Raw genomic sequence first — 24,308 nt, 5'->3', positions numbered from 1 at the left:
GTCCTCTCAGAACCTGCCGGCCAGGACGGCGATGAGTACGAGCACCGTTCCGCCGAGCATGTAGCCGGCGTAGGAGCGGACGCTGCCGGACTCGGTGCGGGCGGTGAGCCGGCCCAGCGCCGCAGTGCCCTTGGCGAGCCCCTCGACGGCGCCGTCGACGACGTAGTGGTCCGTGGCCCCGGCCGCCAGGACGAGTCCCTGGCCGGGCCGCATGGCGACAGCCTCGTTGATGGTGTCCTGGTACATGTCGTGGCGGGCGGCCTCCACCATCACGTTGGAGCGCTGCACCACCGTGGGCACCGCGCGGCGGACGTACATGACCCAGGCGACGACGGCGCCGACGATCACCAGGGCGAGAGTGGAGACCATGATGACGGTGGCCGGGAGGACCGGCTCGCCGTGCGCGCCCGCCTGCCCGGTGACGGGCTCCAGCCAGGTGACGAAGGTGTCGCCGATGCTCAGCGCCCAGCCCAGGCCGACGGAGAAGACCGACAGGACGATCAGCGGCAGGGTCATCAGCCAGCCGGACTCGTGCGGGTGGACCTCGCCCTCAATGTCCTTGGCCGTGGTCCAGCGGGGAGTGCCGTGGAAGATCATGAAGAACAGCCGCGACATGTAGAAGGCGGTGAGTCCCGCCCCCAGCAGGGCGATGGTGCCCAGGATCCAAGGACGGGCGCCGTCGCCGACGAAGGCCGCCTCGATGATCTTGTCCTTGGACCAGAAGCCAGAGAAGGGCGGAATGCCCATGATGGCGAGCCAGCCGATGCCCATGGTGATCCAGGTGAGCTTCATGGCGCGGCGCAACCCGCCGAAGCGGCGCATGTTCACCTGGTCGCTCATGGCGTGCATGACACTGCCGGCGCCGAGGAACAGCTGTGCCTTGAAGAAGCCGTGGGTGAGCAGGTGGAAGATGGCGAAGGCGTAGCCGACCGGGCCGAGACCGGCCCCCAGCATCATGTAGCCGATCTGGCTCATGGTGGAGGCGGCCAGCACCTTCTTCATGTCGTCCTTGGCGCAGCCGATGACGGCTCCCAGGGCCAGGGTGATGGCGCCGACGACGGCGACGGCCAGTTGGGCGTCGGGGGCGCCCTCGAAGACGGCACCGGAGCGGACGATCAGGTAGACGCCGGCGGTGACCATGGTGGCGGCGTGAATCAGCGCGGACACCGGGGTGGGGCCGGCCATGGCGTCGCCCAGCCAGGCCTGTAGCGGGAACTGGGCGGACTTACCGCAGGCGGCCAGCAGCAGGAAGAAGCCGATGGCGGTCAGCCAGCCGGTGGAGATGGTCCCCTCCTGGGCGGCTGGCAGCACCGCGTCGTAGGCGACCGAGCCGACCTGGGCGATGCAGGCCATCATGGCCAGCAGCAGGCCCACATCGCCGATGCGGTTCATGACGAAGGCCTTCTTGGCGGCGGCCGCGTTCTCCCGGCTGGTGAACTGCTCCGCCTGGGGGGCGTCGGCGTCGGCGGTGTTCCAGAAGCCGATGAGCAGATAGGAGGCCAGACCCACGCCCTCCCAGCCGATGAACAGGGCGATGTAGGAGTCGCCGAGCACCAGGGTGAGCATGGCGGCGATGAAGAAGTTCAGGTAGGCGAAGAAGCGGCGGCGGTCCCGGTCGTGGGCCATGTAGGCCACCGAGTAGACGTGGATGAGAAAGCCGACGCAGGTCACCAGTGCCACGAAGGTCAGTGACAGCGGGTCCAGGCGCAGGCCCAGTTGCACGTTCAGGTCGCCGGCGCCGAACCAGCGCCACAGTGGTACGCCCAGGACCCGGTCGGCGGCGTCCAGGCCGAGCACCTGCGCGAGGATGATCAGGCCCAGGACGGCGCTGAAGAGCGATGCGGCCACGCCCAGCCAGTGGCCCCAGGCGTCGGCGGCCCGACCCGCCAGCAGCAGGATGGCGGCCGAGGCCGCGGGCACGGCGATCAGCAGCCAGGCCAGTGCGGCGGCGCCGGTGGCCGGGGCGGCGGCCCCGACGACGGACTCGGCGGCCAGCAGGCCGGTGGAGAGCACGAGAGGGGATGCGGTCATGGTCTCGGGCTCCTTCAGTGCTTGAGCAGGTTCAAGTCGTCGACGGACGTGGACCTGCGGGTGCGGAAGATGGACACGATGATGCTCAGCCCGACCACGACCTCGGCGGCGGCCACCACCATGACGAAGAAGGCGAACACCTGCCCGGTCAGGTCCCCGTACAGGCGGGAGAAGGTAACCAGGACCAGGTTGACGGCGTTGAGCATGAGCTCCACGCCCATCAGCTCGATGATGGCGTTGCGTCGCAGCAGCACGGTCAGGGCGCCGAGGGTGAACAGCACCCCGGCCAGCACGACGTAGGCGGTGATGGGGACGCTCACTTGTGCTCCTCCTTCTGGGCCGGGGCGGCCGGGTCTGCCGGTTCGTCGGCGACGTCCGCCGGCGCCTCGGCCGGGGCCAGGGGTTGGACGACGTCCGGGGCGGGCGCGCCGGGCATCGCCGGCATGCCGGAGCGGCCCACGCTCGCGTCCTCGCGGCTGGTGATCCGGCCGGCACGCTGGGCCGCGCCCATCTCCGGGGAGACGTCGGACAGTTCCAGGTCCTGCCCGCGCACGCGCAGCACCCGGGGAATGGACTCCTCCAGGGCCTCGCCGGAGGCGGCCAGGGCGGGGGCGGCGGCGGTGTTGGTGGCGGCATAGACGCCGGGCATGGGCTTCTGGCCGGGGTGCGCGCCGGTTTCGGCGTAGGCGCGCATCTTGGCTTCCACCCGGTCGCGCTGGGTCAGGCGGGGGCGCACGCGCTGCCGGTGGGTCAGGGTCAGCGCCCCGACGGCGGCGATGATCAGCAGGAGGCCGGTCAGCTCCATGGTGACGACGTGGTCGCCGAACAGCACGGCGGCCAGCGTCTGGGGGGTGGCGGCGTCGCCGTCGGCCAGGCCGGTGGCGGCCGGGAAGACGGTGCGCCACACGACAGCGGAGAGCACCACGATCAGGCCGGCGCCGAAGAGGGCGGCCAGGCCCTTCGTGGCGGTGGAGTGGGCGGCGATGGGCTCGTCCCCGCCCACGCCGACCAGCATGATGACGAACAGCACCAGGGTCATGACGGCGCCGGTGTAGACGACCACCTGGGTGATGCCCAGGAAGGGCGCCTCGCCGGCGATGTACAGCACCGCCAGGCCGAGCATGATCATGATCATGCTCACGGCGGCGATCACGGCCCGCCTGGCGGTCAACAGGCCGATGCCGCAGCCGACGGTGAGCAGGGCGACGACGGCGAACAGGATCGCCTCGCCGCCCGAGACGGTGCCGGAGGCGGTGAGCGTGGCGGGCAGGGCGGATGCGGCCGCAATGGCGGGCGTCATGAGTGCACCGCCTCCTTCCGGGGCGCGGGGACCGGGCGGGCGGTGGCGAGCGTCGGGTCGTCGGGGCGGTGTGCGCGCACCCAGTCGACCTGGCCCTGGGTGGGGCCGGTGATGGCGCCGCGGTAGTAGTCGGCGTCCTCGGTGCCCTCGACCATGGGGTGGGGGGCGGCCAGGGCGCCGTCGGGGACGGGCGCCAGCAGGTCCTGCTTCTCGTAGATCAGGCCGGTGCGGTTGGGGCCGACCAGTTCGTCGATCTCGTGGGTCATGGTCAGCGCGCGGGTGGGGCAGGCCTCGATGCACATGCCGCAGAAGATGCAGCGCAGGTAGTTGATCTGGTAGACGCGCCCGTAGCGCTCGCCGGGCGAGTACTGCGCCTCGGGGGTGTTGCTGGCGGCCTCCACGTAGATGGCGTCGGCGGGGCAGGCCCAGGCGCACAGCTCGCAGCCGACGCACTTCTCCAGGCCGTCGTCGTACCGGTTGAGCTGGTGCCGCCCGTGGTAGCGGGGCATGAGCACCGGCTTCTCGAAGGGGTACAGCTCGGTGACCGTGGGCTTGAAGATGGAGGAGAGCGTCACCCCGTAGCCGGCGACGGGGGCGAACACGCGTCCCAGGGCGCTGGGCTCGTCGCGCAGCCACTGGTCGTGGTCGGTGCCCTCCCGACCCCGGGGGGCCTGGGGTGTGGGGTCAGTCATCGGTTTCCTCCTGAACGGTGACGTCGGAGTCGGTGGTCGTGGCGCCCGCAATCGCCAGGTCACTGGCGGCGTCGCGCACGGGGGCGGCCGTCTGCGCGGCACGGCGGGAACGCGGCGAGGGCGGCAGCTGCTGGCCGGGCAGCGGCGGGACGGGGAAGCCGCCGGCGAAGGCGTCCAGTTCCTCACCCGGCACGGTGATGTCCACGCCGGCCGCGGCGGTGGTTGCCTCTTCCTCTTCCTCCCCCTCGGGCAGGACCAGCAGGATGATCATGGCCACCAGGAAGATGGCGGCCAGCACGAGCAGCAGCCCCTGAGTGGAGCCGCCGGAGAAGGCCCGGTAGCCCTGGACGATCGCAACCAGTACGAACCACACCAGGGAGACGGGGATGAGGAACTTCCAGCCGAGCTTCATGAAGTGGTCGTAGCGGATGCGCACCAGTGTGCCGCGGGTCCAGATGAGCAGGAACATCACGCACCACACCTTGGCCAGGAACCACAGCATCGGCCACCAGCCGGAGTTGGCGCCGTCCCAGAAGCTGGCCAGGATGAAGGAGCGCCACCCGCCCAGGAACAGGGTGGTGCACACGGCCGAGACGTTGAGCATGTTCAGGTACTCGCCCAGGTAGTACCAGGCGAACTTCATCGAGGAGTACTCCACCATGTGCCCGGCGACGAGCTCGCCCTCGCCCTCGGGCAGGTCGAAGGGCAGCCGGTTGAGCTCTCCGACCATGGAGACCAGATAGATCAGCAGGCTGGGGATCATGGCCAGTCCCCACCACAGGCGCTCCTGGGCGGCGACGATCCCGGAGGTGGACATGGTGCCCGAGGCCAGGAAGACCGTCAGGATCGACAGGCTCATGCTCAGCTCGTAGGAGATGACCTGGGCGGCCGAGCGGACGGCGCCGAACAGCGGGTAGGTGGAGTGCGTGGACCAGCCGCCGAGGATGATGCCGTACACGCCGAAGCCGGTGATGGCCAGCACGTACAGGATGGCGACGGGGAAGTCCGTCAGCTGCAGCGGGGTGGAGTGGCCGAACATGCTCACCTGCGGCCCGAAGGGGATGACCGCGTAGATCATGAAGGCGGTGAAGGCGGCGATGACCGGCCCCAGGACGTAGATGAACTTCTCGGCGCCCTTGAGCCAGAAGTCCTCCTTCATGATCAGCTTGGCGGCGTCGGCGATCAGCTGCGGCAGGCCGAGCGGACCGTTGACGTTCGGGCCGGGGCGGGTCTGGATGCGCCCCAGGATGCGGCGCTCGGCCCAGATCGCGACGATCACGCTGAGGATCAGGAAGACGATGATGAAGACGGCCTTGATGAGGGTCAGCCACCAGGTCTCGTCGGAGAAGTCGGCCACCACACCCCCCTGGGCGGCGAGTGCCGCCGGCAGGGCGGCGGGGATAGCGGAAACACTGAGCGGATTCACTGGGCCACCTCCGGGCTGTCCACAGTGGTGAGCGAGAGGGAGACGCCGGCGCCGTGGCCGACACCGAGGCTCTGGCGGACCGTGGAGCCGGGCGAGCACTCCGGCAGCCAGACGGTTCCGTCGGGGACGTTGCCGATGGCGGCAGGCAGCGTGATGGTGCCGGCCGGGCCGGTCACGGCGACGCTTTCGCCGCCGGTCAGGTGCAGGCGGGCGGCCAGATCGACGCCCACGCGGGCGACGGGGCGCAGGGCGGTGGCGGCCAGGAAGGGCTCACCGTCCTGCAGGCGGCCGGAGTCGAGCATCGGCTTGTGGGTGGCCAGGACGGCGTCCAGGCCGGAGACCGTGGAGCGGCCCGGCTGGTCCGCCGCCTCCGTCGCGGCCGGGGCGGGCTGCGCCTGCGGGCTGAAGGTGACGCTTGGACGCGCTCCGGCCCATAGGCCCAGCGCGGCCACCTGCGCGTGCACGTCCTCCAGCGTGTCCACCCCCAGGTCGGTGCCCATCTCGGCGGCAAGTGCGGCCAGCACCTGCCGGTCGGTGCGGGCGCGGGAGACGTGGGCCTGCCCGAAGGGGCGCACGCGTCCCTCCCAGTTGACGAAGGTGCCGTTCTTCTCCACGGGCGGCGCCACCGGCAGCACCACGTCGGCGTGCTCGCTGACTTCGCTGCGGCGCACCTCCAACTGCACGGTGAAGCCGGAGGCGGCCAGGGCGGTGCGGGCCAGGCCCGGGTCGGGGAAGTCGCGCAGGTCGACGCCGCCGATCACGACGCCGCCGAGCTCGCCGTCGGCGAGGGCGTCCAGGATGGCGGTGGCGTCACGGCCCGGCTGCGCGGGCAGCGGGTCGGGGGCGTTCAGGCCGCCGCCGGGCGCCCACAGCTGCTGGACCTCGGCGCGGGCGGCGGGGTCGGCGACGGGGCGGCCGCCGGGCAGCAGGTGCGGCAGCAGGCCGGCCTCGATGCCGCCGCGCTCACCGGCGCGGCGCGGCACCCAGGCCAGGCGGGCGCCGGTGGCTTTGGCGAGCGTGTCCACCACGGACAGCAGGCCGGGTACGGCGGCGGCCCGCTCCCCCACCAGGATGGTGGCGCCGTCCTCCCCCAGGGCCCGGGTCAGCTCCGGGTGGGTCTGGGACAGCAGGGCGACGGCGCGGGCCTCGGTGCCGGGGGCGGCGAGGATGACATCGGCGTCGAGCTTGCGCGAGCCGGCCGAGGCGAGGTTCGCGACGGTGGCGACCTTGACGCCCCCGGCGCGCACCCCCTTGCGCAGCCGCAGGAACAGCGAGCCGCATTCGTCCTCGGGCTCCAGGGCGATCAGCAGCACCTGGCCGGCGCTCTCCAGCGACCGGTAGGTGACCGCGCCCAGGCCGGTGCCGGCCACGCGGGCGGCGAGGAAGGAGTCCTCCTCGGGGGAATGGTCGCGCACGCGCTGATCGATGTCGTTGGTGCCCAGCACGGTGCGGGCGAACCGGGACCAGGCCCAGCCGTCCTCCAGGGTCAGGCGGGCGCCCGGCAGGAGCCCCACCCCGCCGTCGGCGCGGGCGGCGGTCAGGCCGCGGGCGGCCACGTCCAGGGCGTCGGACCAGGAGGTGGGCACCAGCTCACCGGTGTTCTCGTCACGCACGAGCGGCACGTCCAGCCGGTCCTCCAGGGTGGACCAGGGGAAGGCGAAGCGGTCCTTGTCGGTGATCCACTCCTCGTTGACCTCCGGGTCGTTGCCGGCAAGTCGGCGCAGCACCACGCCGCGGCGCATGTCCACGCGCAGGGCGGAGCCGGAGGCGTCGTGCTCGGTGACCGTGTCGGTGGACACCAGGTCGTCGGGGCGGGCCCGGAACCGGTAGCGGGCGCTGGTCAGGGCGCCCACCGGGCAGATCTGGATGATGTTGCCGGAGAAGTAGGAGGCGAAGGGGCGCCCGGAGACGTCCAGCTCCTCGGCCCCGCCGAGCGTGCCGGGCCCGTAGACGGTGCCGTCGACGACGCCGGGCTGCCCGCCCGGGCCGGTGAGGTCGTCCTCGGTCACCAGGTGCTCGCCGCCGCGCACGGTCTGGGTGGGCGCGGTGGCTTCGGGGTTGTAGAAGTCGAGCACGCCGGCGTCGAAGCGCCCGATCTGCTCGGAGTAGAGCCCGCCGGTGATCTCGCCGCCCGCGTGGCCGGCGCCGCGCCCCTGCAGGGTGATGAAGCGGTCGCCGGCGATCTGGTCGGCGAAGCGCACGCAGCGCTGGCACAGGATGCAGCGGTCGCGGTCCAGCAGAATGTTGCTGGTCAGGCGCAGCGGCTTGGGGAAGGTGCGCTTGACGTCGGTGAAACGGGTGACCGCCTGGGCGCCGGTCGCCATGAGTTCCAGCGCCTGGTTCTGCAGGGGGCACTCGCCGCCCTTGTCGCACACCGGGCAGTCCAGCGGGTGGTTGATCAGGAGGAACTCCATGTTGCCGGCCTGCGCCTTGGCGGCCATCGGGCTGGTGGCCTGGGTGGAGACCTCCATGCCGTCGGAGACGGCGGTGGCGCAGGCGGGCTGGGGCTTGGGCATGGGGCGGACCACGCCGTCGCGGCCGGGCGCGGCCACCTCCACCAGGCACTGGCGGCAGTTCGCCGACGGCGACAGCAGCGGGTGGTCGCAGAAGCGCGGGATGCGCACGCCGGCCCGCTCGGCGGCACGGATGATCGGAGTGCCCTTCTCAACCTCGAGGTGCGTGCCGTCGATCGTGATGTTGACCGTGTCAGTCATCTGGTCACCGTCCGCTCTGAGCCTGGCTGTTGACAATGGAGGAGGCCGCCGGCGGGAACAGCTCGGCAGCGGGAGTGGTGTAGCCGGCCTCGAACTCGCTGCGGAAACGCTTGATGCCCGACGCGATCGGGGTGGCGGCGGCGTCCCCGAGGGCGCAGAACGAGCGGCCGGAGATGTTGGCGGCGATGTCCTCCAGCTTCTCCACGTCACCGGGCCGGCCCTGCCCGGCCTCCAGGCGGGTCATGATCTGCCGCATCCAGTAGGTGCCCTCGCGGCAGGGGGTGCACTTGCCGCAGGACTCGTGCTGGTAGAACTCGGTCCAGCGGGACACCACCCGCACCACCGAAACGGTGTCGTCGAAGACCTGCAGGGCGCGGGTGCCCAGCAGGGAGCCGGCACTGATCACGGACTCGTAGTCGAGCGGGACGTCCAACTCCTCGGGACCGAAGATGGGGGTGGAGGAGCCGCCCGGCACCCAGAACTTCAGCTTGTGGCCGGGCCGCATGCCCCCGGCCAGCTCGATCAGCTCGCGCATGGTGATGCCGAAGGGGGCCTCGAACTGGCCGGGGTTTACCACGTGCCCGGTCACGGAGAACAGGCCGTGTCCCTTGGAACGCTCGGTGCCCATGGAGGAGTACCAGGCGGCCCCGCGGGTCAGCACCCCGGGCACGGAGGAGATCGTCTCCACGTTGTTGATGACCGTGGGGCGGGCGTACAGGCCCTGCACGGCCGGGAAGGGGGGCCGCAGGCGCGGGTGGCCGCGCCGTCCCTCCAGGGAGTCCAGCAGTGCCGTCTCCTCACCGCAGATGTAGGCGCCGGCGCCGGCGTGCGCCACGATCTTCAGCGGCTGCTGGCCGTCCAGGCCGAAGCCGTCGTCGAGCAGGCCGGCGTCGGTGGCGTCGTGGATGGCGTGCAGCAGTCGCCGGTAGGCGTGGGCGACCTCGCCGCGCACGTATACGAAGGCGCGGTCGGCGCCGATGGCGCGGGAGGTGATGGCGACGCCCTCGACCAGGGCGTGGGGGTTGGCCATCAGCGTGGGCATGTCCTTGCAGGTGCCGGGCTCGGACTCGTCGGCGTTGACCACCAGGTAACGGGGCAGGCCATCCGGGGCGGGCAGGAAGGACCACTTCAGGCCCGTGGGGAAGCCGGCGCCGCCGCGGCCGCGCAGGTTGGAGGCCTTGACCAGATCGACCAGCTCACCGGCGCTCATGGTCTTGGCGCGGGCCAGGCCCTGGTAGCCGCCGGCGTCCCGGTAGGCGTCCAGCGTCCAGGAGCGCTGCTTGTCCCACATGTCGGTGACGACCGGGGTGAGGGTGCCCGGGGCGGTGAAGGTCGGCTCCGCAGAGCCGGGAGTCTGCTCGCTCACTTGTCCTCCTCCTGAGTGGGTGCGTCGGTGTGGGCCGCCTCGGCGGCGGGCTGCTCGCGGGGAGCGGTCCAGTCGTGCTCACGAGCCAGGCGCAGACCGCGCAGGCTGGACTCGCCGGCGGCAATGCCCTCGTCGGCGCGGCCGTCGTCGAAGCCGGCCAGCAGCCGCTCGTTCTCCCGGAAGGTGGGCACGGTCTCCGGGCCGCGGGTGGGGGTGATGTCCTCGCCGCGTTCGAGCCGCTCAACCAGGTCCACGGCGGAGGCGGGGGTCTGGTTGTCGAAGAACTCCCAGTTGACCATCACCACGGGGGCGTAGTCGCAGGCGGCGTTGCACTCCACCCGCTCCAGGCTGATGCGGCCGTCCGCGCTGGTCTCGTCGCTGCCCAGGCAGGTGTGCTCGCTGACGGCCTGCCAGACGTCGTCGCCGCCCATGACGGCGCACAGCGCGTTGGTGCACACGCCCACGTGGTACTCGCCGGCGGGATGCCGGCGGAACTGGCTGTAGAAGGTGGCGACGGCGGACACCTCGGAGCGGGTCAGCCCCAGCTTCTGGGCGACCAGGGCGATGCCGGCCGGGGACACGTAGCCGTCCACGCTCTGCATCAGGTGCAGCATGGGGATGATGGCGCTGCGCTCATGCCCGGCCGGGTAGCGGGACATGATCTCGGCGATGTCGGCGTCCAGCTGCGCGGCCACGTCGGGGGCGTAGCCAAGGGCGATGCCGGCGGCGTCGGCCGGGGCGGGGGTGTTCTCAAGGGTGCTCATTAGCGGTCCACGCCTCCCAGGACGGGGTCGATCGAGGACAGTGAGGCGACGACGTCGGCGATCATGCCGCCCTCGCACATCATGGCCAGCGATTGCAGGTTGGAGTAGGAGGGGTCGCGGAAGTGGACCCGGTAGGGGCGGGTGCCGCCGTCGGAGACGGCCTGGATGCCGAGGACGCCCTTGGCGTGCTCAACGGTCTGGTACACCTGCCCGGCCGGTACCCGGAACCCCTGGGTGACGAGCTTGAAGTGGTGGATCAGGGACTCCATGGAGGTGCCCATGATCTCCTTGACGTGCTCCAGGGACTGGCCCTGCCCGTCGGTGGCGATGGCCATGCGGGCCGGCCAGGCGATGGTCGGGTCCGCGACCATGACGGTGTTGGACGGTTCGTCGCCGCGGGCGGCGATCTGGTCGAGCCGGTCCAGCGCCTGGGAGACGATCTTGAGCGACTGGTAGCACTCGTCGAAGCGGACCCGCAGCCGGTTGTAGCAGTCGGAGTTGTCGTAGACGGGGACCTCGAAGTCGTAGGTCTCATACCCGCAGTAGGGGCGCAGCTTGCGCATGTCCAGCGGATAGCCGGCCGCCTTCACGCACGGGCCGGTCAGTCCCATGGCCATGGCGGCGGCGAGGCTCATCTCGCCGATGCCCACGAACCGGGACTTCAGAATCGGGTTGGCCATGAGCAGGGATTCCAGCTCGCCCAGGTCGTTCTTGATGTTGGGCATGACCGAGCGGACGAAGTCGGTGAATCCCTCCGGCAGGTCCTGGGCCAGGCCGCCGGGGCGCACGTAGGCGTGGTTCATGCGCAGCCCGGTGGCCATTTCGAAAGCGCGCAGGATGTTCTCGCGGCAGCGGAAGGAGATGGTCATCAGCGTGGTGCCGCCCATCTCGTTGCCGGCCGAGCCGATGGCCACCACGTGGCTGGCGATCCGGTTGAGTTCCATGAGCACCACGCGGGCGACGGTCGCCTTCTCGGGGACGTCGTCGGTGATGCCCAGGAGCTTCTCCACCGCCAGGGCGTAGCCGACCTCCTGGAAGAAGGGGGCCACGTAGTCCATGCGGGTTACGAAGGTCTCCCCCTGCACCCAGGTGCGGTACTCCATGTTCTTCTCGATGCCGGTGTGCAGGAAGCCGGTGCCGGCGCGCAGCTCGGTGACCGTCTCCCCGTCCGTCTCCAGCAGCAGGCGCAGCACCCCGTGGGTGGAGGGGTGGATCGGGCCCATGTTGACCACGACGCGGTCGTGCTGGAGGCGGTCCTCCTCATCACGGGCGGCGATCTGGGCAGCGATGTCGTCCCAGTCGCCGCCGTTGGCGGTGAACTGGGGGGCGCCGTCGGCGAGGGAGTCGGTGGCGGGGCCGGTGGCGTGCATGTTGCTCATCAGCGGTACGACCTCCGGGTGTCGGCGGTGGCGGTTGAGGCGCCCTTGTACTCGACGGGGATGCCGCCGAGGGGGTAGTCCTTGCGCTGGGGGTGCCCGACCCAGTCGTCGGGCATGGCCGAGCGCGTCAGGTTGGGGTGGCCGTCGAAGACGATGCCCATCAGGTCCCAGGCCTCGCGCTCGTGCCAGTCATTGCCCGGGTACACCGGCACGAGCGAGGGCACGTGCGGGTCGGAGGCGGGGCAGGTGACCTCCAGGCGCAGGGCGCGGGCGCCGTGGGTCAGGGAGATCAGCTCGTAGCAGGCGTGCAGCTCGCGGCCGGCGTCGCCCGGGTAGTGCACGCCGGTGACGCCCAGGCACAGCTCGAAGCGCAGGTCCTGGTCGTCACGCAGGGGGCGGGCCACGTCCAGCAGGTGCTCGCGGGTGACGAACACGGTCAGCTCGTCGTGCTCGACAACGACCTTCTCGATGGCGGCGGCCGGCTCGACCCCCGCCTCGGTGAGGTCCTCGATCAGGGCGTCGACGACGTCGTCGAACCACCCCCCGTAGGGGCGGGTGGCGGCGGGGGCGAGGGCGACCACGCTGGTGGTGTCGCCGTAGCCGGTGGTGTCGCCGGCGTCGGCGGCGCCGAACTGGCCGGTGTGGGCACCGATGACCTCCAGGCGCAGTTCCTCGCGCACCGGCTGGCCGGCGATCTCCGGGACGGCGGGAGCGGTCTCGGCGACGGCGTCGGGCTCGGCTGTGGGGTTCGCGGCGTTGTCGGTGCTCATGCGAGCAGCCCCTTCATCTCGGCGGTGGGGGTGGCCTTGAGGGCGGCGGCCTCGACGGCGCGGGCGATCTCCTCGCGGTGGGCGAAGATCGGCTTGCGCTCGATCTGGCGGGTGAGCTCGAGCATGGCGTTCAGGAGCATCTCGGGGCGGGGCGGGCAGCCGGGCAGGTAGATGTCCACCGGCACGATGTGGTCGGCGCCCTGGACCACGGCGTAGTTGTTGAACACGCCGCCGGAGGAGGCGCAGGCCCCCATGGAGATGACCCACTTGGGCTCGGGCATGGAGTCGTAGACGTTGCGCACCACCGGCGCCATCTTGTGGGAGACGCGGCCGGAGACGATCATGACGTCGGAGTGGCGCGGGGAGGCGCGGAAGACCTCCCAGCCGAAGCGGGCCATGTCGAAGCGGGGCGTGCCGGTGGCCATCATCTCGATGGCGCAGCAGGCCAGGCCCATGGTCACCGGCCACAGCGAGCGCGCCTGCGCCAGGTCGGCGAGTTTCTCCACCGTGGTGAGCATGAAGCCGGGGCCCTCGACGCTTTCCAGCGCCTGGGCGTACGGGTCATCCCGCTTGGAGGGGATGTGGAGCATCTTCTCCCGGTACTCGTGCATGTCCATGAGGGGTTACTCCTTACTCCCAGTCCAGGCCGCCGCGGCGCCACTCGAGGACGTAGGGCACCGTGATCAGGGCGATGAAGACGAGGGCGGCGCTCAACCCGAAGAAGCCCAGTTGCGCGAAGGCGGTGGCCCAGGGGTAGAGGAAGACGACCTCGACGTCGAAGATGATGAAGGTCATGCCGACCAGGTAGAAGGCCACCGGGAAGCGCCCGTGGTCGGTGTTGGTCGGGGTGGGGTCGATGCCGCACTCGTAGTTGGCGACCTTGACCCGGTTGCGCCGGTTGGGGCTCACGATGGCGGACAGCACCAGGCCACCGATGGCGATGACCATGGCGACCGCCGCCATGATGAGCAGAGAGACGTAGGGGTTCATGCTGCCGGCACCATCCTTGTCAGAAGTTGGATGAAGTGGTCGATTCCGTCGCCGCCGCGGCGCTCCCAGCCGTCGGACAGGAGCTTGGCGACGAGCCGCATGAGGCGCTTGCGGGGCAGCCCGTAGCGGGTGCACACGCGCATCACCTCGGGATGCTCGATCAGGGCCACGAAAATGCGGCCCAGCGTGTAGTAGCCGCCCATCTGCGCCTCCAGGGCGGCGGGGTACTGGGACAGGGCGAGCTCACGGCCCGACGCCGTGGGACGCGCCGCCGCCTGGGCCGCCGCCTCGGCCGCCAGGCGCCCGGATGCGAGCGCCTGGGCGATGCCCTCCCCGTTGAAGGGCGAGACCATGCCGCCGGCGTCGCCCAGCAGCATGAGCCCGTCGGCGTAGTGGGGCTTGCGGTTGAAGGCCATGGGCAGGGCGGCCGAGGCGATGCGGCCGACCTGGTTCTCGGGGGTGAAGCCCCAGGATGCGGGCACGTGCGCGAGCCAGCGCTTGAACACGGCGCGGTAGTCGATGCCACGGGTGGAGGCGGCCGCCGGCGTCGAGCTCACCGACCCCAGGCCCACGTTGACCAGACCGTCGCCCACGCTCCAGATCCAGCCGTAACCGGGCAGCAGGTCGGAGTGGCCGGCGGGTCCGTCCCACAGTTCCAGGCGGGACTCCATCCAGTCGTCGTCGGCGCGCGGGGAGCGGAAGTAGGCGCGCACGGCCACTCCCAGCGGTCGGCGCTCGTCGCGGGTGCGGCCGACGGCGGTGGCCAGGCGGGCGGAGACCCCGCCGGCGTCCATGATCAGCGGGGCGGTGATGGTGGTGGGCGCCTCGACGCCGGGCTCGGGGTGGCGCGGGGTGGGGCGGACCTGCACGCCGGTGACGCGCCCCGAGGGGCCGGTGACGGGGGCGGTGGCGGTGACGCCGGTGAGCAGACGGGCGCCGGCGACGACGGCGTGGGTGGCCAGGTCCCGATCCAGCTGGCTGCGGCGTCGCGCCAGCGCATAGGCGGGCAGGCTGGCCTGCTCGGGCCAGGGAATATGCAGCTGATGCCCGCCGCCGATGACGCGCAGCCCCCGGTTGCGCCGCCAGGTGGAGGTGTCCACACCCATGTTGACCAGTTCACGCACGGCGGAGGGGGTGAGCCCGTCCCCACAGACCTTGTCGCGGCCGAGTTCGTGGCGCTCGAGCAGCAGCACGTCCAAACCGAGCTTCGCCAGGTGGTAGGCGGCGGAGGATCCGGCGGGACCGGCCCCCACGACTACGACGTCGGCGCTCAGCTGCTCGGTCGTCACTGCGCGCCTCCTTCGTTTGCGCTCGTACGGGTGGGGATGCTGGCCGCCGGACGGCCACGGCCCTGCAGGCAGACGGGACCGCCGAAGACATTACCGACTGTTCCCGGCGCCGCAGGCAGGGGGCGGCGGCTCGGCGCGGGCCGAGCGGTTTTCCCCCGGAATTCCCAGAACTTCGTGTTCCCGACGCGCTCGGGGGCGGCCCCGGGAGGGCAGCACGGGTCACCTATTTAGACATACCTTGCCTTGCGAATTAGTCGCCGTTGACGCGGCGGCGCCGGCACTCCCCCGACGCGGGCGGCCCGGCGTGTCGGAGGCGGCCGCGGAATCTGCGAGGATCGGCCCATGAGTCGAGCCTCTCTCGCCAAGGACCCGCGCGAGGTCGCGGGCATGTTCGACGCCGTCGCGCGCCGCTATGACCTGACTAATGACGTCATGAGCCTGTGGCAGGTGCGCATGTGGCGCGCGGTCACGCGCGCGACCGTCGCGGCCCGCCCCGGCATGCGGGTGCTGGACCTGGCCGCCGGCACCGGCACCTCCAGCGTCGATTACGCGGCCGACGGCGCACAGGTGGTGGCCTGCGACCTGTCCGCCGGCATGGTGGCCGAGGGACGCCGCCGCCACCCCGAGATCGAGTTCGTGGTCGGCGACGCCACCGCCCTGCCCTTCCCCGACGCCGACTTCGACGTGGTCACCGTCTCCTACGGACTGCGCAATGTGCAGGACACGGCGGCGGCGCTGGCGGAGATGGCGCGGGTGACTCGGCCCGGTGGGCGGCTGGTGATCGCCGAGTTCTCCACCCCCGTGCATGCGGCGTTCCGGCGCCTGTACCGCTTCTACCTGGGCACTGCCCTGCCGGCGGCCGGGAGGCTGGTGTCCTCCAATGCCGACGCCTACGGCTACCTGGGCGAGTCGATCCTGGCCTGGCCCGACCAGGAGGCCCTGGCCGCACTGATCCAGGACGCCGGCTGGCGGGGCGTGGGTTACAAGAACCTGTCAGGCGGGATCGTGGCCATCCACCGCGCCACCAAGCCGGGGATCCCCGCGGACGACGCCGACGCCGCGCCGACGGCCCCGGAGGCCTGAGGTGGGTGCTCCCGGGCCCGCCCCGGACTCCTCGGCCCACCCCGCGCCCGCCGCATCGACCTCGTCCGCGTGGCGAGCCACCACCGCCCCGACACGCCTGTCCTTCCGCACCGTCGCCCTGCCCGATGGCGTCATCACCCCGGAGGGCGGCGACGGCGGCACGGGACTGCTCGACCTCCTGGCGGGGCGGGAGGATGTCGTCAGCTGGGTGCGGCACGGGCGCGGCCTGGTCGGTTGGGGGCAGGCGCTGCGGCTGGAGGCGCAGGGGCCGGACCGGATCGAGGCGCTGCGGAGCGCCTGGCGGGCCACCGTGTACGCCTCCTGGTGGCGCGACGCGCTGGTGCGGCCCGGCACCGGCCCGGTGGCCCTGGGCACCATCGCCTTCTCCCCCGCCTCCGCCGCCGTCTCCGTGCTGACGGTGCCGCGCGTGCTCGTGGGCCTGGATGACTCCGGGGCGTGGCTGACCACCGCCGTGGCCGATGGCGAGGCGCACCCGGAGTTGGCGGAGGTACTGGCCCGGCTGCGCCCGCCGGCGTCCGCCCAGACGGATGTCCCCTCCCCCGACGCCCCCGTGGTCTCGGCCGGGGCACTGCTCGAGGCCGACTACCTGGCCGCCGTCGCGGAGGTGCGTCGGCGCATAGCCGTCGGCGAGGCGCGCAAGGTGGTGCTGGCGCGGGATCTGCTGGTGAGGCCGGCAGCGCCCCTGGCGACCGGTGATCTGCTGCGGCGCCTGGGGGCGAACTACCCGTCGTGCTGGACCTTCGCCGTGGATTCCATGGTGGGAGCCACCCCGGAGCTGCTGGTGCGGCTGGAGAATCGGCGCCTCGCCAGCCGGGTGCTGGCAGGCACCGCGCGCCGTCACCCGGGTGACGCGGCGACCCGCGAGCGCGAGGCGGAGCGACTTGCGCAGTGGCTGGCGGCGTCGGCGAAGAACCGGGCCGAGCACGAGTTCGCGCGCGCCTCGGCGCTTTCATCCCTGGAGCCCTTGTGCTCGGTGGTGGAGGCCGCCGCGCCACGGGTGCTGACACTGCCGAACGTACTGCACCTGGCCACCGACATCACCGGCGTGGTCGCCGGGGACACGGGGGCGCTGTCCCTGGTGGGCGCGCTGCACCCCACCGCCGCCGTTTGTGGCACCCCCACTGCCGCGGCCGCCCGCGTCATCGCCGAGGTCGAGGGCATGGACCGGGGCCGGTACGCCGGTCCGGTCGGCTGGGTGGACTGGCACGGCGAGGGCGAGTGGTGCATCGCGCTGCGCAGTGCCGCGCTGCCGCCCGGCGGGGTGGGACCGGAGGCGCCGGCGCGGGTGTTCGGCGGTGGCGGGATCATGCCCGAGTCGGTGCCCGCCGACGAACTGGCTGAAACCACGGCGAAGATGCGCCCCATGCTCACCGCCCTGGGCGCGGACGTCTAGCCGTCGAGCGGATCCATGCTGATTGGACCCGTCAGACACCACGCCCTCGAACTGGCTAGCCCGCCTATAGCCGCCGGCGCAGGGCCCACGCCCCAAGCCCAACTCCCACCGCGGCGGCCACGGCGCAGCCGGTCAGCGCCGGCATCGCCGATGGTGGCGCGGTCATCCACGCCTGGGCCTGCATGGTCTCGAACACGTAGGCCGGTGGCCAGAAGCGGTCGAATGTCTGCACCGCACGGGGCAGGGTGGCGAGCGACGAGAAGCCGCCCGAGGCGAAGAACGATCCCGCAAAGGTGATCATGAGCAGTGGCTGCACGGTGCGATAGTCCCGCAGCCAGGCACCGATCGCGACGCCGAACCCGGCACACGCCAATGAGGTCAATGCGGCCAGGGCCGCCAGCGCCGGTAAGCGCCCCATGGGAATGCGTACCCCGAAGACGGCCGCCGCGACCGCCAGCGTGACCAGGGTGCTGATGCCTCCGGCGATGACGGCGGCGACCAGTGTTCCGGCGGTGACATCGCCCAGGGGCCGGGGCGCGAGCCGCACCTCCTTGACGGTGCGGTGCTCCCATTCGCGCGCAACCATGATCGCAGCGTTGAGGGCGGAGCCGACCATGACTGCGAGGATGACGGCGCTGTGTCCGATGAAGGTGCGCCGCCATACGTCGTCTGAGCGGGTGGTTGTCTGGATGACGGTGACCGGCGCGGCGCCGGGCGCCTGCGCGGCGGCGTAGTCCTGTATTGCGCGACTCAGCCGCAGGCGGGCGTTCTTCATCATGTCGGTGTTGATGTTGTAGGTCCTGGTGTGCAGTACCGGGGTCTGCCCCGCCTCGACGCGTTCATCGAAGTCGGCTGGGATGGTGACCACCAGGTGCAGGCGGCCGGCGGCCACCAACTGCTCGGCCCGCTCGGCGTCGGTGGTCACCACGCGGAAGTAGGGGCTGATGTTGCTGCGCAGGCCGCGAACCTCCGCCTCGAAGGCGGCCGCGTGCGGCCCCTCCCCCTCATTGACCAGTCCGATGTTCCACTCGTCTCCACCGAAGCCGAACAGGATGCCGCACAGGAACATCAGCACCAGCGGGATGAGCATGGGGCCGGCCAGGGCCTGTCGGTCGCGGGCCCACTGACGCAGATCCTTGCGGGCGACGGCACCCACGCGGTCCAAGTGCCCCGAGATTCGGCGTGTCTGGCTGCTCTGCATCATGGTCTGTTTCACTGTCCTCCGGTCAGGTGGGTGTAGGCGCGGCGCAGCAGCCATCCGGCCAGGCCCAGAATCGCCGCCGTTGAAATCAGCACGATGGCGAGGTTGCGGGCCAGATCCGAGGTGTCGCCGGTGAGGAAGATGGAGCGGGCACTCATGAAGGCGTAGGTGGTGGGCAGTGTCCGGGACAGCTGCCACAGCGCGGTGATCGGCTGTCCCCAGGCGAGCCCGCGCATGGACTCCTCGTTCCCTGACACCAGGAAGAGGGCCACCGCCGCAGTGATCAGGCCCGACGCCGTCGCCAGGGTCTTCTTCGAAGCGACTCCGACCACCATGCCGATGCCTGCTCCCATGAGCAGCACCACCCCGACGATGCCCGCCATGGCCAGCAGGCTGCCGCTGGGTTGGAAGTCGAAGCCGACCACGAGCACCAGGAGCACCAGAGCCACCGATGCCAGCGACTGCCCCAGCCCCGCAATCACCTTGCCCGCCACGAGCGCGCCACGTCCGAGCGGCGCCAGCAGCAGGTGCTTGACGGTGCGGTCGTTCCACTCCGCGGCGATCTGCAGGCCGGTGTTGACCATGGCGGCGTACAGGCAGCCGAACAGGAGCAGGCTGGTGGAGATGTAGCCGAGCATGGTGGGGTCGGTGGGCAGCCAGCGGGTCTCCTCCACCTCCACCACCGGGCCGGCCAGTTCCTCATTGAGCGCGCCTACCGCCGCGTCCAGGCGCAGACGCAGGTTCTTGGAGTAGTCGGAGTTGATGTTGTTCAGCCGCAGCTCCACCCGGGCGTCCCCGGCGGCGACGGCCTGGGAGAACCCGTCCGGAATGATGACGACGGCGAGCGCCTCTGTGTCATCGAAGGCCTTCAGCGCGGTTTCGGGGTCGGTTGTGCGCACGTCGTAGTAGGGGCCCTCGTCGGACTGGATGGTGCGCATGACCTCGCTCAGGCGCTCTGCGACGGGACCGCCGTCCAGGTCGGCGATCATGATCGGGTTGTTGTTGGATACGGGGATTACCAGGGAGTAGAAGAAGATGAACACCAGCGGGATGACCACGCTGATGACCATGAGGAAGGGTTGACGCACAAACCTGGTCCAGTCCTTAACCGCGATGGCAACGGCGGCCCGGGCGCCGGTCATGACTCTCCCCCGTCGCGCAGTGCCTTGCCGGTCAGGTCCAGGAACACGTCGTTGAGGTCGGGGCGGCGCACCCCCACCAGGGCGGACCCGGGATCGTGCTCGGCGAACCAGTCGAGGATGGCGCGGGTGGTGGCGGGTGAGCCGTCCGCGGCCACCGCGGCGACGCCGTCGCGCCAGGAGACTCCCGTGACGCCGGCCAGATGCTCGAGTCCGGGATCGGGGCGGCTGCAGCGCACGTCGATGAAGGTCTTGCCGAGGCGTCCGCGCAGTTGGTCCGGGGTGCCGGTGGCGATCAGCGCACCGTGGTCGAGGATGGCGAGGTTGTCCGCCAGCGCCTGTGCCTCCTCCATGTAGTTCGTGGTCAGCAGTACGGTGCCGCCTTCGGAGGCGATGCGTCGCACTCGTTCCCACAGGGCGGCGCGGGACTGCACGTCCACCCCCAGCGTGGGCTCGTCAAGGACGACGACGCTCGGCTGGGTCAGCAGTGCCCGAGCCAGGGCGAGCCGGCGTTGCATACCCCCGGAGTAGGTGCCCACGCGGTCACCGCGACGCTCCTCCAGCCCGACAAGCTCGAGTACCTCGTTGATGCGGGTGCGGCGCTGCGCGCGGGCGACGCCGTACAGGCGCGCGTGGAAGGAAAGATTCTCATCGGCGCTCAGGTCGTTGTACAGGGCGGTTTCCTGAGGGACAACGCCCAGACGCGCCCGCACCGCGGTGACGTCGTCGCGCACGTCGATGCCCTCCACCAGTACCGTGCCGCCGGTGGGGCGTAGCAGTCCGCATAGCAGATTCACCGAGGTGGTCTTCCCGGAGCCGTTGGGCCCCAGCAGGCCGAAGACCTGGCCGGGGGCCACGTCGAGGGTGAGCGAGTCGAGCGCGACCAGGGGCCGGGATCGGCGGCGTCGGAACTCCATGCGCAGTTCGCGGAAGCTGATGGCGGGGGCTTCCGAGGGGCTGATGGCGAGGGCTTCCGAAGGGCTCATGCTTGCCAGGAAACGCCTGCGCCCACCATGATTTCTACTGTGGTGAATAAACGGCGTGGCCGCCCCTCTGGTCCCTCGAACACCCGCGAACGAATCCTGGCCGCCGCTCGGAAGCGTTTCGAACAGGACGGCTACGCCGGCACGTCGCTGCGATCAATTGCGGCGCAGGCCGACGTGGACCACTCCCTGATCACCTACTACTTCGGTTCCAAGGAGGGACTTTTCCGCGCGGTCGCGGAGCTGGCGCTGAGCCCGGCGCGGGGCTTCGACATCGTCTCCGCCAAGGTCGCGCCGGAACACCTGGCGCCGGCGCTGCTGCGCTCGGCGCTGTCCGCATGGGACCGCCCCGGCTACCGCGATGGGCTCGCCCGCCTGTTCGCCGATGCCCTCACCTCCGAGGCCGCACTGCGGGTGCTGCGGGAATATCTGCACACGGAGATGGTCGGGCGCCTGACCGAGCACATCGGCGGCTCGGACGCCGAACGGCGAGCGGCCACGGCGGCAACGATCTTCTCCGGCCTGTTCCTGACCCGCTACCTGCTGCGGCTCGAACCGGTCGCCTCGCTGTCGGCCGACGACGTCGTGGCGCAGCTGGCACCCGCGCTGCGCTCGGCGTTGACGCCGCATAGCCCCGGGGCTACCAGGGCCAGTCGGAGGTGAGGTAGGCCTCGATGGCGCGATGGCGGAAGCTGTAGGGCCTGGTGCGGCGGATAATGCGTCGGGTGAGGTCCAAGCGCTGCGCCGTAGGTCCGGCGTCGGTCCCCTTCGCATAGCCGGCGGCCCGGGCGATATTGGTCAGGGTGCGCTCCTCGGGCTCCAAACCAGCCATGGTCTCGAGGAACTGCCGTTCGCGCCCGGGGAGTCGATCCAGGATGCGCTGTACGTGCGCTTCGGCCTCTGGGGCGGCGTCACGCCACCCGGTTCGCACCTGCGTAGCAGTGATGAGATTGCCGGTACCGGCATACCAGGCGCGCTCCCCCGCGAGCTGGAAAAGGAACGGCTCTCCACAAGAAAGCTCCACGATGGCGCGCTGCGCCGCGGGTTCCATGAACACTCGATCCGCATCGCCGCCGCCGTTGGCGATTGGCCAGCCGTCCGTGACAAAGGGCTGCAGCGCGGCCATGAGAGCTGTGTCGTCGATAGCATCGAGGGTGATGGTGCGGAAACGGCGCGCGAAGGTTGCTCCTGTACGGGCACCCGCCGTATCTGCGAACTCGGGTAATCCGGCTCTTCCGGTTTGTGGGTGTGGTGGTGGGGTGGTTGTGGCGTTCACCCTGCCCCGTATGTACTTGCACGACCTCGGGCCGCGTTTGACGACCTTGGTGTGTGTTGCACGACCACCCCGGGGTCGTGCAACGTGCACGAGGGTCGTGCAGCGTCGCCCAGGGTCGTGCAAAACGTCGCCCTCGCACGCCGCCAGGGGCGTCCTCCGCCGCCACGTTCCCCACCCCTGCCCGCCTGCTTCTGGCAAGGCGTACTCCCAGGCACTGGCCGGCCCCCTTCGTCCCGGAATTGGACCGCCCGCATCCACTTGGACCACCTGCCCGCGGATGGACCACCTGCCTGCGGTTGAACCGCCTCAGACGCACTCTCAGACGGCCCAAGTGCACGAACGCGGTCCATCTGAAGTGACGCGGTCCGAGTGCGGGGGTCCCGGTGCGAACACCGAAGGGGTTGACGGCGGGTCTGCCCACGACGCGCCGGACCGAGGCGCCACGCACGTGCCGACAGCCCGTGATGGTTCGGCGCAGGGCTACGCTGCGAGGGTCGTCTTCGGGCTGAACAGGACGTTTTCGGCCGGCCGGGGTCGTACTCGGGCTGACAAGGACGTGTTCGCCCGGCCGGGCCGGGTCGTTGTGGGGCTCGTGAGGGTCGTCTTCGGGCACGCAAGGTCGTACTCGAGCCCCCTGTACTCGTCGAGTACGACCTTTTCCGCCCGAAACCCTCCACATCCGGGAGGGTCTCGGGCCAATGAGGACGTCTTCGACCGCCCGGGGACGTCTTCGGGCTCACAGGGTCGTCTTCGGACCGACCACGACCCCACACACCCGAACCACCACACCCACAAACCTGAAGAACCCCATATCTACCGACCTCGGCAGTTACTTCAACCGACCTCGGCGAAGAGGAGAGCCGGCCAGCGGGCACAGGGGCCCACGCGGTCAGGAGTCTTTGCGCTCCTTGAGGGTCACGGGCACCTGGAGCTCTTCGCCGTCGCGAATGATCGTCAGCGTCACCTCGTCGCCGGCCGAGTACTGGCGCACGAAGCCGGTCAGGGCGGCCGCCTGGCTGGTGGCCTTGCCGTCGATCGCGGTGATGACGTCACCCTGCTTGATGCCGGCCTGATCCGCAGGCGAGCCGGATTCGACGGAGCCGACCTCGGCACCCGCACGCGTGACGCCGTCGGAGGTGGTGGCGCCGCCGTCGCCGATGGACACGCCCAGGTAGGCGTGTGTCGCCGTGCCGGTCTCGATGAGTTGGTCGGCGACCTTCTGCGCCAGGTTGGAGGGGATCGCGAAACCGATGCCGATCGACCCCGCGGAGGAGTCCGCGGAGCTGGACAGACTGGCGATCGAGCTGGTGATGCCGATGACGGCACCGGTCTCATCGAACAGCGGGCCGCCGGAGTTGCCGGGGTTGATGGCCGCGTCGATCTGGATGGCGTTGGTGTACACCTGTGTCGTGGTGGTCTGGGACTGCCCCAGCAGGCCGCCGAGCTGGCCGGGCAACGCGGATCCAGACTGCTCCTCGGTTTCCTCCTGGGTGGTGACCACGGGGCGGTTCAGAGCGGAGATGATGCCGGTGGTGGCCGTGGAGGACAGCCCCAGCGGGTTGCCGATCGCCATGACGTCCTCACCGGTGACCAGCTCGTCGGAGTTGCCGAATCGGGCGACCGTGAGGTCACTCGGGGCGTCGACCAGTTCGATGACGGCCAGGTCGGTGGTCGGGTCGGTGCCGGTCAGCTCCGCGTCGAAAATGCGCCCATCGGCGAGCGTCACCTGAATCTGGCTGGCGCCGGAAACCACGTGGTTGTTGGTGATGATGTGTCCGTCGGCGTCGTAGATCACGCCGGATCCCACCGCGGTGCCGTCGTTCAGGGCGACGGTGATGGATACGACGGAGTTGGAGACCGCTGCCGTCACGGCCTCCCAATCGGGGGCGGTACCGGTAGAGGAGACGGTCTGGGTGGTGGCGCCGGTGGCGATCGCGGTGGGCGCGGAGACGGAGGCGGTGGGAGCGTCGTCGTCGAAGTGATGCAGCGCGGCCACGGTCCCGCCGCAGGCTAGCAGCGCGGTGACCAGGGACGTGACGACGACGCCGCCCCAGCCGGGGCCGCGGCGGCCGGAATCAGGGGTGGAGGGCGTCGGCGGCTGGTAGGGGGGCTGGCCGAAGGCCCCGGAGCCGCCGCCCTGTGCGGGCCGGTCGTAGGGGCTGGATGCCGATGCGGAGGGACGGCCGAAGCTGTATCCGGCGGGCGGCTGCGGCGCGGAGGTGTAGGGCGAGGAGCCGGCATCGGCATAACCCGAGTCGGCCGCGCCGGCATTGCTGCTGGAGTAGTCCGCACTGCTCGCGTAACCCGAGCTGACCGAGCCGCCGCCGGAGCCGCCCTGGTATGAACTCGCACCGCCGGACAGCTGCTGAGTTTCATCGCCGGCTGACTGCGCGGCATCGCCGGATGCGGCAAAGGGCTCGTTCGTGCTCATGGCTCTCCTCCTCGGGCCGTTGGCCCGTTCACTAAACGAATCTCACCTAATACGCACGAC

At 70.9% G+C, this 24,308-nt stretch carries 21 protein-coding genes; 3 read left to right on the top strand and 18 right to left on the bottom strand.

Going from position 1 to position 24,308, the window contains the following annotated elements:
- Positions 1–6: 6 nt before the first annotated feature.
- From nuoL to DRB06_RS11890, 13 genes are all read right to left on the bottom strand, one after another.
- Complete coding sequence (nuoL, locus tag DRB06_RS11950; RefSeq protein ID WP_111820057.1) at positions 7–2,031, bottom strand: NADH-quinone oxidoreductase subunit L; 2,025 nt, start codon at positions 2,029–2,031, stop codon at positions 7–9.
- Between the two features lie 14 nt (positions 2,032–2,045).
- Positions 2,046–2,351, bottom strand: coding sequence for an NADH-quinone oxidoreductase subunit NuoK (nuoK, locus tag DRB06_RS11945; protein ID WP_073330915.1), 306 nt, complete (start codon positions 2,349–2,351; stop codon positions 2,046–2,048).
- Positions 2,348–3,331, bottom strand: coding sequence for an NADH-quinone oxidoreductase subunit J (locus DRB06_RS11940; RefSeq protein WP_108968053.1), 984 nt, complete (start codon positions 3,329–3,331; stop codon positions 2,348–2,350). Before DRB06_RS11940 ends, nuoK begins: the two co-directional genes overlap by 4 nt.
- Entirely contained in the window at positions 3,328–4,023 is a 696-nt protein-coding gene (nuoI, locus tag DRB06_RS11935) for an NADH-quinone oxidoreductase subunit NuoI (protein ID WP_073330921.1), read from the bottom strand. Before nuoI ends, DRB06_RS11940 begins: the two co-directional genes overlap by 4 nt.
- Entirely contained in the window at positions 4,016–5,449 is a 1,434-nt protein-coding gene (gene nuoH / locus DRB06_RS11930; protein ID WP_073330923.1) for an NADH-quinone oxidoreductase subunit NuoH, read from the bottom strand. Before nuoH ends, nuoI begins: the two co-directional genes overlap by 8 nt.
- The gene (locus DRB06_RS11925; protein ID WP_111820056.1) at positions 5,446–8,163 is read right to left on the bottom strand and encodes an NADH-quinone oxidoreductase subunit G; all 2,718 of its coding nucleotides are present in this window, start codon (positions 8,161–8,163) and stop codon (positions 5,446–5,448) included. Before DRB06_RS11925 ends, nuoH begins: the two co-directional genes overlap by 4 nt.
- 4 nt (positions 8,164–8,167) lie before the next feature.
- Positions 8,168–9,454, bottom strand: coding sequence for an NADH-quinone oxidoreductase subunit NuoF (gene nuoF, locus DRB06_RS11920; protein ID WP_111820063.1), 1,287 nt, complete (start codon positions 9,452–9,454; stop codon positions 8,168–8,170).
- A 71-nt stretch (positions 9,455–9,525) separates the two neighbouring features.
- On the bottom strand, positions 9,526–10,293 hold the full coding sequence (gene nuoE, locus DRB06_RS11915; RefSeq protein WP_111820055.1) for an NADH-quinone oxidoreductase subunit NuoE: 768 nt from the start codon (positions 10,291–10,293) through the stop codon (positions 9,526–9,528).
- Positions 10,293–11,663, bottom strand: coding sequence for an NADH-quinone oxidoreductase subunit D (locus DRB06_RS11910; protein ID WP_395994452.1), 1,371 nt, complete (start codon positions 11,661–11,663; stop codon positions 10,293–10,295). The genes nuoE and DRB06_RS11910 overlap by 1 nt, the downstream gene beginning before the upstream one ends.
- Positions 11,664–11,671: 8 nt before the next feature.
- Positions 11,672–12,442: an NADH-quinone oxidoreductase subunit C gene (locus tag DRB06_RS11905; RefSeq protein ID WP_073330935.1), complete on the bottom strand. Its 771-nt coding sequence runs from the start codon at positions 12,440–12,442 to the stop codon at positions 11,672–11,674.
- Entirely contained in the window at positions 12,439–13,059 is a 621-nt protein-coding gene (locus tag DRB06_RS11900; protein WP_073330938.1) for an NADH-quinone oxidoreductase subunit B, read from the bottom strand. The genes DRB06_RS11905 and DRB06_RS11900 overlap by 4 nt, the downstream gene beginning before the upstream one ends.
- 13 nt (positions 13,060–13,072) lie before the next feature.
- Positions 13,073–13,432, bottom strand: a complete 360-nt coding sequence (ndhC, locus tag DRB06_RS11895; protein ID WP_073330941.1) for an NADH-quinone oxidoreductase subunit A — start codon at positions 13,430–13,432, stop codon at positions 13,073–13,075.
- Complete coding sequence (locus DRB06_RS11890; RefSeq protein WP_073330943.1) at positions 13,429–14,721, bottom strand: geranylgeranyl reductase family protein; 1,293 nt, start codon at positions 14,719–14,721, stop codon at positions 13,429–13,431. Before DRB06_RS11890 ends, ndhC begins: the two co-directional genes overlap by 4 nt.
- A gap of 342 nt (positions 14,722–15,063) precedes the next feature.
- On the opposite strand from DRB06_RS11890, the gene DRB06_RS11885 reads away from it, so the two are divergent.
- Together DRB06_RS11885 and DRB06_RS11880 are read left to right on the top strand one after the other, a co-directional pair.
- Positions 15,064–15,804, top strand: coding sequence for a demethylmenaquinone methyltransferase (locus DRB06_RS11885; protein WP_111820053.1), 741 nt, complete (start codon positions 15,064–15,066; stop codon positions 15,802–15,804).
- Between the two features lies 1 nt (position 15,805).
- Positions 15,806–17,218: an isochorismate synthase MenF gene (locus tag DRB06_RS11880; RefSeq protein WP_111820052.1), complete on the top strand. Its 1,413-nt coding sequence runs from the start codon at positions 15,806–15,808 to the stop codon at positions 17,216–17,218.
- 64 nt (positions 17,219–17,282) lie between these two features.
- Here DRB06_RS11880 and DRB06_RS11875 read toward each other — a convergent pair whose 3' ends face one another.
- Genes DRB06_RS11875 through DRB06_RS11865 form a run of 3 tightly spaced genes read right to left on the bottom strand, consistent with a single transcriptional unit; the run spans position 17,283 to position 20,544 of the window.
- Positions 17,283–18,422 carry an ABC transporter permease gene (locus DRB06_RS11875; RefSeq protein WP_159097678.1) on the bottom strand — a complete coding sequence of 380 codons (1,140 nt, stop codon included), beginning with the start codon at positions 18,420–18,422 and terminating at the stop codon, positions 17,283–17,285.
- An 8-nt stretch (positions 18,423–18,430) separates the two neighbouring features.
- Complete coding sequence (locus tag DRB06_RS11870; protein ID WP_073330951.1) at positions 18,431–19,561, bottom strand: ABC transporter permease; 1,131 nt, start codon at positions 19,559–19,561, stop codon at positions 18,431–18,433.
- Complete coding sequence (locus tag DRB06_RS11865) at positions 19,558–20,544, bottom strand: ABC transporter ATP-binding protein (protein ID WP_073330954.1); 987 nt, start codon at positions 20,542–20,544, stop codon at positions 19,558–19,560. Before DRB06_RS11865 ends, DRB06_RS11870 begins: the two co-directional genes overlap by 4 nt.
- A 27-nt stretch (positions 20,545–20,571) precedes the next feature.
- Here DRB06_RS11865 and DRB06_RS11860 point away from each other — a divergent pair, with 27 nt between their 5' ends.
- Positions 20,572–21,204 carry a TetR family transcriptional regulator gene (locus tag DRB06_RS11860; protein WP_073330956.1) on the top strand — a complete coding sequence of 211 codons (633 nt, stop codon included), beginning with the start codon at positions 20,572–20,574 and terminating at the stop codon, positions 21,202–21,204.
- Here the strand turns inward: DRB06_RS11860 and DRB06_RS11855 are convergent.
- Both DRB06_RS11855 and DRB06_RS11850 read right to left on the bottom strand, forming a co-directional pair.
- Positions 21,182–21,667 carry a hypothetical protein gene (locus tag DRB06_RS11855; RefSeq protein WP_258522254.1) on the bottom strand — a complete coding sequence of 162 codons (486 nt, stop codon included), beginning with the start codon at positions 21,665–21,667 and terminating at the stop codon, positions 21,182–21,184. The genes DRB06_RS11860 and DRB06_RS11855 overlap by 23 nt on opposite strands.
- 1,039 nt (positions 21,668–22,706) lie before the next feature.
- Complete coding sequence (locus tag DRB06_RS11850) at positions 22,707–24,248, bottom strand: S1C family serine protease (RefSeq protein WP_111820051.1); 1,542 nt, start codon at positions 24,246–24,248, stop codon at positions 22,707–22,709.
- Positions 24,249–24,308: the final 60 nt, after the last annotated feature.

The organism is Actinomyces sp. Z5, assembly GCF_003287795.1.
GTDB classification, from domain to species: domain Bacteria; phylum Actinomycetota; class Actinomycetes; order Actinomycetales; family Actinomycetaceae; genus Actinomyces; species Actinomyces glycerinitolerans.
Note: the sequence above shows the minus strand (reverse complement) of the source record. Positions and strands in the feature narration are given on the sequence as shown.